This window comes from Tenacibaculum sp. SG-28, assembly GCF_002954385.1.
Lineage (GTDB): Bacteria > Bacteroidota > Bacteroidia > Flavobacteriales > Flavobacteriaceae > Polaribacter.
The window spans coordinates 328,130-340,358 of record NZ_MQVY01000002.1 but is presented as its reverse complement, the minus strand read 5'-3'; the positions used below and the strand labels follow the sequence as shown (position 1 = coordinate 340,358).

General features: G+C 34.3%; 13 protein-coding genes and 1 pseudogene. 8 read left to right on the top strand and 6 right to left on the bottom strand.

Features of this window, described 5'->3' with window-relative positions; genetic code table 11:
• Positions 1–409 precede the first annotated feature (409 nt).
• Positions 410–928 carry a hypothetical protein gene (locus tag BSU00_RS06500; protein WP_105003653.1) on the bottom strand — a complete coding sequence of 173 codons (519 nt, stop codon included), beginning with the start codon at positions 926–928 and terminating at the stop codon, positions 410–412.
• Between the two features lie 542 nt (positions 929–1,470).
• Entirely contained in the window at positions 1,471–2,007 is a 537-nt protein-coding gene (locus BSU00_RS06495; RefSeq protein ID WP_105003652.1) for a DUF2911 domain-containing protein, read from the bottom strand.
• Positions 2,008–2,171: 164 nt separating this feature from the next.
• On the opposite strand from BSU00_RS06495, the gene BSU00_RS06490 reads away from it, so the two are divergent.
• Complete coding sequence (locus BSU00_RS06490) at positions 2,172–2,369, top strand: hypothetical protein (RefSeq protein WP_105003651.1); 198 nt, start codon at positions 2,172–2,174, stop codon at positions 2,367–2,369.
• 22 nt (positions 2,370–2,391) lie between these two features.
• On the opposite strand, the gene tyrS is transcribed toward BSU00_RS06490, so the two are convergent.
• Positions 2,392–3,702, bottom strand: a complete 1,311-nt coding sequence (gene tyrS / locus BSU00_RS06485; RefSeq protein ID WP_105003650.1) for a tyrosine--tRNA ligase — start codon at positions 3,700–3,702, stop codon at positions 2,392–2,394.
• 62 nt (positions 3,703–3,764) lie between these two features.
• On the opposite strand from tyrS, the gene BSU00_RS06480 reads away from it, so the two are divergent.
• On the top strand, positions 3,765–4,769 hold the full coding sequence (locus BSU00_RS06480) for an NAD-dependent epimerase/dehydratase family protein (RefSeq protein WP_105003649.1): 1,005 nt from the start codon (positions 3,765–3,767) through the stop codon (positions 4,767–4,769).
• On the opposite strand, the gene BSU00_RS06475 is transcribed toward BSU00_RS06480, so the two are convergent.
• From BSU00_RS06475 to BSU00_RS06465, 3 genes are read right to left on the bottom strand one after another with little or no spacing between them, the layout of a single operon-like run.
• Positions 4,760–5,218, bottom strand: coding sequence for a DUF4296 domain-containing protein (locus BSU00_RS06475; protein ID WP_105003648.1), 459 nt, complete (start codon positions 5,216–5,218; stop codon positions 4,760–4,762). The genes BSU00_RS06480 and BSU00_RS06475 overlap by 10 nt on opposite strands.
• Positions 5,218–6,552, bottom strand: a complete 1,335-nt coding sequence (locus BSU00_RS06470; protein WP_105003647.1) for a dihydroorotase — start codon at positions 6,550–6,552, stop codon at positions 5,218–5,220. The genes BSU00_RS06475 and BSU00_RS06470 overlap by 1 nt, the downstream gene beginning before the upstream one ends.
• Position 6,553: 1 nt before the next feature.
• Positions 6,554–7,273 carry a polyprenol monophosphomannose synthase gene (locus tag BSU00_RS06465; protein ID WP_105003646.1) on the bottom strand — a complete coding sequence of 240 codons (720 nt, stop codon included), beginning with the start codon at positions 7,271–7,273 and terminating at the stop codon, positions 6,554–6,556.
• A gap of 81 nt (positions 7,274–7,354) precedes the next feature.
• Between BSU00_RS06465 and BSU00_RS06460 the strand changes: the two genes are divergently transcribed.
• The 6 genes and pseudogenes from BSU00_RS06460 to arsM all read left to right on the top strand — a co-directional run bounded on the left by BSU00_RS06460 (position 7,355) and on the right by arsM (position 12,212).
• Complete coding sequence (locus BSU00_RS06460; protein ID WP_105003645.1) at positions 7,355–7,996, top strand: DUF4271 domain-containing protein; 642 nt, start codon at positions 7,355–7,357, stop codon at positions 7,994–7,996.
• An 11-nt stretch (positions 7,997–8,007) separates the two neighbouring features.
• The gene (locus BSU00_RS06455) at positions 8,008–8,754 is read left to right on the top strand and encodes a uroporphyrinogen-III synthase (RefSeq protein ID WP_105003644.1); all 747 of its coding nucleotides are present in this window, start codon (positions 8,008–8,010) and stop codon (positions 8,752–8,754) included.
• Positions 8,755–8,880: 126 nt separating this feature from the next.
• Positions 8,881–9,763: pseudogene (locus BSU00_RS06450) on the top strand (sterol desaturase family protein).
• 23 nt (positions 9,764–9,786) lie between these two features.
• A complete protein-coding gene (locus BSU00_RS06445; RefSeq protein ID WP_105003643.1) occupies positions 9,787–10,389 on the top strand; it encodes a TIGR04282 family arsenosugar biosynthesis glycosyltransferase in 603 nt (200 codons plus the stop codon).
• 7 nt (positions 10,390–10,396) lie between these two features.
• Positions 10,397–11,215 (top strand): purine-nucleoside phosphorylase, encoded by an 819-nt coding sequence (locus BSU00_RS06440; RefSeq protein WP_105003927.1) that lies wholly within the window; start codon positions 10,397–10,399, stop codon positions 11,213–11,215.
• A 28-nt stretch (positions 11,216–11,243) separates the two neighbouring features.
• Positions 11,244–12,212 (top strand): arsenosugar biosynthesis arsenite methyltransferase ArsM, encoded by a 969-nt coding sequence (arsM, locus tag BSU00_RS06435; RefSeq protein ID WP_105003642.1) that lies wholly within the window; start codon positions 11,244–11,246, stop codon positions 12,210–12,212.
• The last annotated feature ends 17 nt before the right edge of the window (positions 12,213–12,229 follow it).

Sequence of the window (12,229 nt, the reverse complement as noted above, 5' to 3'; positions counted from 1 at the left end):
TAGATACTTTAAAGGAAGCTATTTAATTTTTAGCAGTACAATAATTTAAATCTTGCTCCTGTGTTTTTCTAATAAAAATATGTTCTTTAGGTGCTTATTTTGTCCTACTAAATAAATTATCTATTACCCATACCTAAAAATTGTAGTAATTGCTTTGATACCGCTTATAAATTTTCGTTATACTTTGAAAAATAATGCATCGCTAAAGCATAGAAAAACAACCTCTAACGTGTGTTTGAGGTCGATTTCTTTTCGTTAAAAGTGATAGTATGTAGTATTTTACTAGTCGATGTATTTTTTTTAACCTCAACCGTTCGTAAAGTTTATGGCAATAAAATTGCAAGAAAAATCTCCAATTAAATACAGCTTCATTTCTGCTTATAATTGGAGATTTTTTACATGTAGTAATCTAAATTTTCATAGGAATAGTAACTGCAAATCGCGTTCTGTGTTTACTCAATATATTACAAGCTAAACCGGAGTTTCCAGACAAACCTAAAATAACTTCAAATTTTTCTAAACTTCTTGGTTTGTAAAATTCTAGTGTACATACCGACGGCTTGTAGATGTATTCGGTAATTTCAACAGGTCCATTACCAAAATCAAACACCAAAGAGGAATCTGTGATGCGCATGATGTGGTTACCAACCGTAAAACCAGTAAGTTCTCTGTAAGTACCTGAAAATGCCTTCAGAGGAACCGAGTTAAAATAGGTAGCCCCGGTAATAAATTTCTTTTCATTTTGTGTTTGAATGGTACCAGAAAATGAGACTATTTTACCAATATTATATTTTCGAGAGAAATTTATATCCAAATACCCATCTATAACAAGGTTGTCTCTGTAGAAAGTTACTTCCTCAAAAGTAAATTCTTTGGAACTTTTGCCATCTATAGAGACCGAAATGTTTATTACTGGTATTTTAACCATGAAAACTTTGTTTTTAACCTGTACTTCAAACTTGTAATTGGTGGTGTTTATAGAACAAAACCTTTAGATTCTTGGTTGTTAATTACGTAGTGTCCGGAAAGATATACAAGTTGCATTTTATCAATCTGGGTTTCTAGTAGTAGATTGTCAACGTTGTTTTGGGTTGGGTTTTCAAATTGACTAATTTTTAGTTCAAATTCTTTTTGTAAAGTGCTTAACTTTTCTTTTTGTGGGGGGGTGTGCTTAGCATAAGTAGTAATTTTTTTTGAAACCTTAAGCTACTGTCAAAAGAGCCTTTAATGGATATAAATTACTTATGCGTACCTTTTTAAGGTATAAGTGTTGGTATTATGGGTATAAGCGTTTTGTAGTAGAGAATACCCTTTTTAGGGTACTAAATATAGTATTTTTTCTTTAGGTTCCTATTGTTTTGTCGATTAAAAATTGCACTTTAAAAAAAGCCAAAAGCATTACATATTGTAACTATGCTTTTGGCTATTGTTAATTTTTGACTATGATTTATGGGAGTAACCCTAAATACACTACTCTTTAATGGGTACAGTTATTAAAGTATTACCCCATCCCATAAACATATTGAAATCTTCGTTTTTTCCATCAAAACTTATAGAAAATGCCTCTACTTTTTTGGCAAGATTTGAAACAGTTCCCTGTACGCGAACAACATCTTCACTTTCTTTGTAGAAATAAGACCCCCAAACGTTTTTAGCAGTGCTCAAAATAATAGTCCATTCTTTATCTCCCGGAATCGTAAATAGCGTATAAGTTCCGGCCTTTACTGCTTTTCCTCCAAAATTAACGTCGGTATAAAATGTAATTTCAGGTGCTTCATTTGCTCCCGTTCTCCATATTTTCCCAGAAGGTGCAAGTTTAGAAATACTTCTGTTCTTTAATTGCGGACGGCTGTATATTATTTTTACTGTTTTATCGGATACCCTATAGCTAGATGGAAATGCCGCCGCATCCATTGGACTCTTGTCTAAACCTGCAAAATTTTGAGCAGATAAAGAAGAAGTTAACGATAAACATACAATAACGAATGTTAGGAGTAATTTTTTCATTGATTTAAAAATTTAGTTTAATAAAATAATAGTCCATAAAAATATAAATCCTTACGGTTAAATCAGTATTATTACATCAGATAAGAACCTTATTTGCTATTAAAATCCTATTAATGTGAAATATAACGAATTATTTTAATTTGTTCTAAATAAAAAACCTATATTTGCAAAGAATTTTTTTAGACGATAGAATGATTGTTTTTTACCAAGACAAAAATAATGTTGCCAATGGGGTCTCTTTAGAGCTTGAAAAAAAGGAAAGTATATGCACCACCACGTGTTCCTCTAGCTGTATTAAACCTAAGAGTAAGTGTTGTAATAAATATCAAAAAAAGGCATCAACTGCAAGCGATGCCCTTTAGTTTATAAACTAAAAGCAGTTTCTTAGTTGCTTTCTATTTTTAATAAAAAGTAGTTTTTTCTTCCTCTTTGTAACAGAACGTATTGGTTAGCGATCAGGTTTTCTTTTGTTATAACAAAGTCTTCTTTAACCTTCTCTTTATTTACAGCGATAGAATTTTCCTTTAGCGCCCTTCGTGCATCTCCATTTGATTTTAAAAAACTAGTTTTAGCCGATAGTGCGCCAATCATATCGATACCCTCTTCAATTTCCTCAACAGATAAAACCGCTTGCGGAACTCCAGCAAAAACATCCAAAAACGTTTGCTCATCTAGGCTTTTTAAATCACTAGCAGTTGATTTTCCGAATAAAATATTTGATGCTGTAATGGCTTTATCTAATAACTCTCTAGAATGTACGAAAGTCGTAATTTCTTCTGCTAATCTTTTCTGTAATACTCTAAGATGAGGGGCTTTTTTGTGTTCTTCAATTAAAGTACTAATCTCTTTTCGAGATAAAAATGTAAATATTTTGATGTATTTTTCAGCATCTACGTCTGAGGTATTAAGCCAAAATTGATAGAACTTGTACACGGAAGTTTTTTCGGCATCTAGCCAAACATTTCCGCCCTCTGATTTTCCAAATTTAGACCCATCTGCTTTGGTGATTAAAGGACAGGTTGCTGCGAATGCTTTTGCTTCCTCTCCAACATTCATTCTTCGAACCAGCTCTGTTCCTGTAGTGATATTACCCCATTGATCTGACCCTCCCATTTGTAATTTACAATCGTATGTTTTGTGCAGATGGTAAAAGTCGTATCCTTGAATTAGTTGGTATGTAAACTCTGTAAAACTCATACCTCCTCCTGACTCTCCAGAAATTCGTTTTTTTACAGAATCTTTAGCCATCATGTAATTTACTGTTATTCTTTTGCCTACATCTCTCGCAAATTCAATGAAGGAAAAGTTTTTCATCCAATCGAAATTATTAACTAAAATAGGAGTATTGGCCTCCGAACCTTCAAAGTTTAAAAATCTAGCTAGCGTTTTTTTAATACCAGCAACATTTTTAGCAAGCATTTCTTCATTTAAAAGATTTCGTTCATCTGATTTCCCAGAGGGGTCGCCAATCATACCGGTTGCTCCTCCAACTAAAGCAATAGGTCTATGCCCAGCTTTATGAAGATGTACTAATAAAATTATCGGAACTAAACTCCCTATGTGCAAGGAATCTGAGGTTGGATCAAAGCCAATATAGGCAGTTGTCATTTCTTTTTCTAATTGCTCCTCTGTTCCGGGCATTATATCATGAATCATTCCGCGCCAGCGTAATTCTTCAACTAAATTATGAGCCATATTTCACCATTTTAAAGAAACAAAGATACATTTATAAGCTAAAAAAATTCTATTTTCGTAGTATGATTTTAGTCACTGGTGGAACAGGTTTGGTTGGAGCACATTTATTGTATCATTTAGCAAAGGAAAATGATGCAATTGTGGCTATCTATCGGACTAAAAATCGCCTAGAAAAAACAGCAAATGTCTTTGCCTACTACACAGAGAATTTTACCGCTCTTTTTAATAAGATTCAATGGGTTCAGGCCGATATTACAGATATTCCATCACTCGAACTTGTCTTTTCGTTTCCCATTATTCAGGTATACCACTGTGCAGCCTTAGTTTCTTTTAATCCGGATGACTACAAGCAAATGCGAAGTGTCAATATATGCGGTACTGCAAATATTGTGAATTTTTGTATTCACAACAGTGTTAAAAAGTTGTGTTTTGTAAGTTCGATAGCAGCAGTTGGTGATGCGGTTGAAGATAAAATTATTACCGAAGAAAACGAGTGGTCAGATACTGACGATAATCACGGTTATGCAATCACAAAATACGGTGCAGAAATGGAAGTATGGCGTGCCAGTCAGGAGGGTATTCCCGTAGTAATTGTAAATCCCGGCGTGATTTTAGGTAGTGGATTTTGGGAGGAAGGCTCTGGAAAACTAGTGCGACAAGTAGATAAAGGACTTCGGTTTTATACCGAGGGTGTTACTGGTTTTGTCTCTGTGAAAGATGTAGTTAAAGCAATGATTTTATTAGCGGAGTCATCCGTAAAAAACCAAAGGTTTATCTTGGTTTCAGAAAACTTATCATTTAGAGAAGTGTTTTCGATCATTGCAGAGGCTCTTGGTAAGCAAAAGCCAAGCATAAAAATAGGGTCTTTTGTAACAAGTGTTTTTTGGAGATTCGATTGGGTGGTATCTAAATTAATGAATAGACAACCAATACTTACAAAAAATTCTGCCAAATCAGTACACAATGTCAATCGATATTCTTCTAGAAAAATAACGGAGGAAATCAATTTTATATTTACCCCTGTTACAAAAGCAATTCAAGAAGTTTGTGAAAATTACTATTTATAATCAGTTTTCGCTTCCTTGTCAATACCTTTACGTTTTAGTTTGTTTTTTAAGGAGTCAGGGATTAGTTCAAAAGTACGTGTATTTTTAATTCTTTTCAAAGAGTCTCTTTTTAATTTTTCTCCCTTGTATACACGTTCTAAACTATCAATGTTTTGTTTCACTTTTTTAAGGATGCTCGCGTATTCGTCTACTTTTGAAACGTAATAGTTGTTGCTTGCATCAAAACGAAGCGTGTCAATGTTATATTTTTCATTGACAAGGTACATGTAATTGATTTTTTTCTTTGAAAATTTATTTTCTTTGTTTTTTGCTGACGATGCCAAATACATGTCTGTTAAAAGACTGATCATGGTATCCCTTGGAATAAGATCTTTGGGTTTCTCGAAAATTGTGTTACTAGTGCAGCCTACTAAACACCAAACCAAAAAAAAATAGATAACTTTTTTCATTAGCGATTAAATTCTAGTCTTTCTCCTTTAATTTCCTCATTAAAATGTCCCAGATTATACATTAAATTACCATTCACAAAGGTATGGGTGATGGTAGAGGAGAATTTTTGCTCCTCAAAAGGAGACCAACCACATTTGTATAGAATATTATCTTTATTAACCGTCCAAGATTTGTGGAGATCTACCAAAACAAGGTCGGCAAAGTAACCCTCTTTGATGAACCCTCTTTTATTCACTTTAAAAAGTTTTGCAGGGTTGTGACACATTTTTTCTACAGCCTTTTCTATCGTGAGTACTCCCTCTTTTACTTTTTCTAAAATAGCAATTACTGCATGCTGTACTAAAGGTCCTCCACTAGGGGCTTTGGTATACACATTATCCTTCTCTTCAAGAGTATGCGGGGCATGGTCGGTTGCAATTATATCAATTCTATCGTCTAATAAAGCCTTCCAAAGACCGGCTCTGTCTTTTTCACCTTTTACCGCTGGATTCCATTTAATATGGGTACCTTTCTTTTCGTAGTCTGCATCTGTAAACCAAAGGTGGTGTACACAAACTTCTGCTGTTATTTGTTTATCCTCAAGTGGAATGTCATTTCTAAATAAATGGGTTTCTTTTTCGGTAGACAAGTGAAACACGTGCAGTCTTGCTCCGGTTTTCTTTGCAAGAGCAATAGCTTTTGAAGAAGATAAATAACAAGCTTCTTCGCTTCGTATTTCTGGATGGTATTTTATTGGAATTGCATCTCCATATTTTTCCTTGAATTGGGCGGTGTTGCTGCGAATGGTTTCTTCATCCTCACAGTGTACAGAAATTAGCATTTTTGTAGAGGAAAAGATTTTTTCTAATACCTCTTGGTTGTCTACCAACATGTTTCCTGTAGAGGAACCTAGAAATAATTTAATCCCGGCGACCTTTTTAGGGTCTGTTTTTAGTAATTCGTCAAGATTATCATTCGTACCACCGAACATGAAAGAATAATTTGCGTACGATGTTTTCTTCGCTATTTCGAATTTATCTTCTAGCAATTCTTGTGTTGTTGCTTGCGGAACTGTATTGGGCATCTCAATGAACGAAGTGATTCCTCCCGCTATGGCAGCCTTACTCTCTGAAGCTATATTGGCTTTATGTGTTAGCCCTGGCTCTCTAAAGTGAACTTGGTCATCGATCATGCCAGGTAGTAGGTGTTTTCCTTTTGCATCAATTACAATAGCCTCTTCAGCCGTAATGCTCGAAGCTACTTTTTTAATGATTTTGTTTTCTATTAAAACATCCCCATAAAAAATAGTATTTTCGTTAACGATGTTTGCGTTTTTTATCAAGTACGATTGCATATTATCTAGGTAAACCGTTTATTCTCATTTTAATAACTCCAAAGAAAGCTTCTGATACAATACTTCCGCTCATTTTAGATTCGCCTTTTGTTCTATCTGTAAAAATTACAGATACCTCTTTGATATTAAAGCCATGTTTCCAAGCTTTGTATTTCATTTCAATTTGAAAAGCATAACCAACAAATTTTACATGATCTAGTTTTATTTTTTCTAGTACCTCTCTCTTCCAACAAACAAAGCCAGCAGTAGTGTCGTGTATTGGTATACCGGTGATCATTCGAACATATTTGGAGGCAAAATAGGATAAAAGTACTCGGTGCATTGGCCAGTTAACAACATTTACACCGACAGAATACCTCGACCCCACCGAAACATCAGCACCTTCTACTTTACACGCATGGTATAACCTCGGTAGATCTTCTGGATTGTGCGAAAAATCAGCATCCATTTCTATTACATACGCATAATTCCTGCTTAACGCCCATTGAAAACCATGGATATAGGCTGTTCCTAAACCTTTTTTTCCTGCGCGAACCTCCAAAAACAATTGTTCTTTATATTCTTTTTGAAGGGCTCTAACAATGTCAGTAGTGCCATCGGGTGAACTATCATCAACAACCAATATGTGAAATTGCTTTTTGAGTTGGAACACGGTCCTTACAATACTTTCAATATTTTCTCTTTCGTTGTAAGTTGGTATTATAACTAAGCTGTCTGACATCATATTTATACTAAATTAGGGCAAATATACACTAATTTATCACTAATTTTGTGTTAATTAACCGAAGCAAGAAAGAACAATTTGCAAGCTATTGAACTAATAAAAAGTGATGATACCTGGTGTACCTTGGTAATCTTATTCGTTATTGCAATGTTAGCGATTCTCAAACTAATAAACGCTAACGAGTTACACAATTACACTACTGCTTTTTTTACCGTAGGCTTTTTTAAGAAAAAAAATACAGAAAACAGCCCAATACTTACCTACTCCAATATGGTTTTTTTTGTTTTAGGTGTTACTACACTATCTTTGTTTTGTTATGAAATTTTAGAACACTTTAACGGTCCGCTCCAAGGATTTATTTCTTTTTTTAAAATTTCCTTAGCTATTTTAATTATTTATGTGCTAAAGTATTTTGTAGATATCTGCTTGATGAAAATTCTTGGAATACAAGAGTATTTAGATTACTTTTCTAGATTAAAATATGGCTATTTAGTAACGTTGGCATTATGGATGTTACCAGCGTTAATTGTATACCAATACACCTATTCAAACATTACTTTTCTACTCGTGTATTTTGGACTTCTACTCGGTTGTAGAACCTTTTTAATTTTCATTAACAATAAAAGGTTGCTTATAAGTAAGTTGTTTTATTTTATTTTGTACTTTTGCACTCTTGAAATAGCACCGCTATTGCTTCTTTATAAAACAACAACAACGTAAAGATAAATTTTATGAAAGTGAAAACTATTTTAGTGTCTCAACCTGCCCCTAAAACCGAAACTTCTCCTTACTTCGATTTGGCTGAAAAACAAAAAGTAAAAATTGATTTTCGCTCATTTATTCATGTAGAAGGTATTCCTGTAAAGGAAGTTAGAACCCAGAAAATTGATCTTAATAACTTTTCCGCCATCATTCTTACAAGTAGAAATGCTGTTGATCATTTTTTTAGAATTGCGGAAGAGATGCGATTCACGGTGCCAGATGATATGAAATATTTTTGCCAATCAGAGGCAGTGGCATATTATTTACAGAAGTACGTAGTGTACAGGAAACGTAAAATTTACGTAGGGAATAGAACATTTCCTGAATTATCAAAATTAATTAAAAAACACAAAACCGAAAAATTTTTACTACCATCCTCAGATAAGTTGAAGGCTTTAATTCCCAATGAACTAGATAAATTGGGAGTAGACTGGAAGCGTGCGGATTTATATCGTACGGTAGTTAGTGATTTATCGGATTTAGAAAACGTATTTTACGATATATTAGTTTTCTTTAGCCCATCGGGTATTGATAGTTTATTCAAGAATTTTCCAGATTTTAAACAAAACGATACGCGTATTGCCGTATTTGGAAATTCTACTATAAAAGCGGTTAAAGATCGTGATTTACGTGTAGACATCGCCGCTCCGACTCCGGAAACTCCATCGATGACAATGGCGCTTGAAAAATATATTAAAGAAAATAACAAAAAATAAAAATCTATAATCTCATACAAAAGCCGCTAAGTTTTCACTCAACGGCTTTTGTAATTTAGAGGCGATTTTGACGACCTAAGTAGTAGTTTTTATCTTCGAAATAAGCTATATTTAGTATTTTTTAATATGCGTAAATACATAGAAATAATACAAAATTCCTACAGTGGGTATTGGAACTATCTCAAAGAATCGGTTTTGTTTCAAATTCAATGGGATAATTATTTCTATGGCTTGTTGCTTATTTCTTTGGTAGTTTGGGTTCTCGAACTAGTTTTTCCTTGGCGAAAAACCAATCCATCTTTAGAAAAGATTTTTGGCTTGATTTTTTCTATATGTTTTTCAATTTTTTTCTTTTAAACTTACTTGTTTTAATTGCGCTATCAAACACCGCAGCCCAATTTTTCAATGATATTTTAGGGGTATTTGGTTTATCCGTACAAAGTTTTAAAGTATTTGATGTAAGCGCGATGTCTTATTTTTTTCAGTTGTTGGTCTTTTTTATCGTACTAGATTTTGTGCAATGGTGCACCCATATTATGTTGCATAAACTTCCTTTTTATGGAACTTCCATAAAATACATCACTCGGTAAAGGAAATGGGGTTTGCAGCCCATCTTCGATACCACTGGATGGAACCTGTGGTGTATAATTCTATAAAGTATATTGCCTTAGCTATATTAGGTGGTTATACACCGCAAGATGTCGCAATCGTTCACTTTTTCACCATTGTTATAGGTCACTTAAATCACGCCAATATCAATTGGGATTACGGAGTTTTAAAGTACGTTTTTAACAATCCTAAAATGCATATATGGCATCATGCAAAACACCTGCCTAATGCAAAAAAGAGAGGAGTTAATTTTGGTATTACCTTAAGTCTATGGGATTATATTTTTAAAACAAACTATATTCCCTTCAGTGGAAGAGATATTGAACTTGGTTTTCCGGGAGATGAAAATTTTCCCAAAGACTTTGTAAACCAAGAATTGTATCCTTTTAAAAATAAGTAACAATCTTTATTTTAATCTCTGTAATGGCTAAAAATTTACTGTTAATTTTTACTCGAAATCCAAAGCTAGGAAGAGTAAAAACACGTTTGGCAAAATCTATAGGTACCGTTCCTGCTCTACATATCTATCAGTTCCTACTAGAACATACAAAATCGATAACCCAAGCGTCTACATTTGATAAGGCCGTTTATTATTCTGAGGAAATTGAGGAAAATGATATTTGGGAGCCTACTTCATATCAGAAATATGTGCAAATTGGAACGCATCTTGGAGCACGAATGGATATTGCGTTTAAAAATGCTTTTGCAAAAGGATATTCTAAGGTTGTTGTGATTGGTAGCGACTTACTAGATCTTCAAGAAATACATCTTACAGAAGCTTTTGAGCAACTGAACAGCCATGATACAGTAATAGGGCCTGCAAAAGATGGGGGATATTACTTATTGGGTTGCAAAAATCATATACCAAATATTTTTAGAAATAAAAATTGGGGTTCCACTTCCGTATATGAAGAAACATTAAAAGATTTAGAAGGGCTTTCTGTACATTTGCTCGAGCCTTTAAACGATATTGATGTTTTTGAAGATATTAAAGACATTAAATTGTTTGATAAATTTTATAAATAAAACTGTAATGAACAGAATAGAACAACTAGAAGCTACGAAAAAGTATCTGCAAAACAAAGGAATTAATAGCCCCGAGATAGGCATCGTATTAGGAACGGGTTTAGGGAAGTTTCTGCATGAAATTTCTATAGAAATAGAGGTCGCTTATGCCGATATTCCAAACTTTCCCCAGGCAACTGTGGCGTTTCACTCTGGTCGACTTATATACGGTTCAATAGCAGGTAAAAAAGTTCTTGTGATGTCTGGTAGATTTCATTTGTATGAAGGGTATGACTTGTGGGAAGTTACTTATGGAATACGAACTATGCATCAATTAGGGGTAAAAAATTTGTTGATTTCTAATGCGGCAGGTGCTATTAATACAGCCTATAAAAAGGGAGATTTAATGTTGCTAGAAGATCATCTTAATCTGCAAGGAGGTTCTCCGTTAGCATTTAAGGGAGCCAGTAACTTTGGAGACTTATTTGCGGATATGTTAGAACCTTATTCCAAATGCTTGAACGATAAATTGAAGGCTATTGCGATAGCGAATGCTATAGATTTAAAAGAAGGGGTCTATGCTAGTGTTGTAGGACCGCAGTTGGAAACAAGGGCAGAGTATAGAATGCTGCAAATTTTAGAAGTAGACGCTGTCGGTATGAGCACTGTACCTGAGGTTATTGTAGCAAAACACCTTCAGCTACCTTGCGCAGCTATTTCTGTATTAACCGATGAATGTGATCCCAAAAATTTAAAACCAGTAAACATTCAAGAAATAATTGCTGTGGCAGGACAAGCGGAACCAAAAATGATTGCGTTATTCAGAGATTTAATAGCTTCACTTTAAATTTTAATTGCACTAATTTTGTGATGATATGAGTTATTTAGAAACCACTAAGGACATATATAAAAAAGCTGCATTAACCCCTGAGGTTGGCTTGTGCTGTACCACAAACCCCATATGGGAATTACCAGGGTTAAAGATACCTAAAATCATGCAAGAAATGAATTATGGATGTGGTTCCACTGTACATGCTCGTGATTTAACCAATAGCCCAAAAATTCTCTATGTTGGTGTAGGAGGAGGTATGGAGCTGTTACAATTCGCATATTTTTCCAGACAAACATCGGGAGTGATTGGTATCGATGTGGTGGATGAAATGTTAGCAGCATCAAAACAAAATTTTAAAGTAGCTGAAAAAGAAAATCCTTGGTTTAAACGTGATTTTGTGACTTTGCGAAAAGGAGATGCATTACACCTTCCTGTAGCCGATAATTCTATAGATGTTGCTGCGCAAAATTGTCTTTTTAATATTTTCAAAAAGGACGACCTTAAAAAGGCAATTGCTGAAATGTATCGCGTTTTAAAGCCACACGGTAGATTGGTAATGAGCGACCCTACTTGTGAACAACCAATGAGTGAAGAACTTCGTAATGATGCGCGTTTACGCGCCTTGTGTTTGAGTGGTAGTTTACCCATTGCGGAGTATGTAAAAATGCTTACAGATGCTGGTTTTGGTACGATTGAGATCAGAGCTAGGAAGCCATATCGAATACTAGATCCAAAAACGTACCCTACAAAATCACTACTCTTTATTGAGTCGATTGAGGTGGCTGCAATTAAAGATCCTATGCCATCCGATGGTCCGTGCGTTTTTACAGGAAAAGCCGCTATTTACTTCGGCGAAGAGAAGTATTTTGATGATAATAAAGGGCATACATTACTGCAAAATCAACCATTAGCAATTTGTGATAAAACAGCCAATGCACTGCTTCAGTTGGGAAGAGAAGATATTTTTGTTAGCGAGTCCACTTTTCATTACGATGGAGGTGGGTGTTGTTAAACCACTTTAATTTTTCT

What these genes read in the sequence shown, in the direction of transcription:
- BSU00_RS06455 (WP_105003644.1), top strand. Translation starts at nt 8,008, where the DNA reads ATGAAAGTGAAAACTATTTTAGTGTCTCAACCTGCCCCTAAAACCGAA.
- BSU00_RS06480 (WP_105003649.1), top strand. Translation starts at nt 3,765, where the DNA reads ATGATTTTAGTCACTGGTGGAACAGGTTTGGTTGGAGCACATTTATTG.
- arsM (WP_105003642.1), top strand. Translation starts at nt 11,244, where the DNA reads ATGAGTTATTTAGAAACCACTAAGGACATATATAAAAAAGCTGCATTA.
- BSU00_RS06440 (WP_105003927.1), top strand. Translation starts at nt 10,397, where the DNA reads ATGAACAGAATAGAACAACTAGAAGCTACGAAAAAGTATCTGCAAAAC.
- tyrS (WP_105003650.1), bottom strand. Translation starts at nt 3,702, where the DNA reads ATGGCTCATAATTTAGTTGAAGAATTACGCTGGCGCGGAATGATTCAT.
- BSU00_RS06445 (WP_105003643.1), top strand. Translation starts at nt 9,787, where the DNA reads ATGGCTAAAAATTTACTGTTAATTTTTACTCGAAATCCAAAGCTAGGA.
- BSU00_RS06500 (WP_105003653.1), bottom strand. Translation starts at nt 928, where the DNA reads ATGGTTAAAATACCAGTAATAAACATTTCGGTCTCTATAGATGGCAAA.
- BSU00_RS06470 (WP_105003647.1), bottom strand. Translation starts at nt 6,552, where the DNA reads ATGCAATCGTACTTGATAAAAAACGCAAACATCGTTAACGAAAATACT.
- BSU00_RS06475 (WP_105003648.1), bottom strand. Translation starts at nt 5,218, where the DNA reads ATGAAAAAAGTTATCTATTTTTTTTTGGTTTGGTGTTTAGTAGGCTGC.
- BSU00_RS06495 (WP_105003652.1), bottom strand. Translation starts at nt 2,007, where the DNA reads ATGAAAAAATTACTCCTAACATTCGTTATTGTATGTTTATCGTTAACT.
- BSU00_RS06465 (WP_105003646.1), bottom strand. Translation starts at nt 7,273, where the DNA reads ATGTCAGACAGCTTAGTTATAATACCAACTTACAACGAAAGAGAAAAT.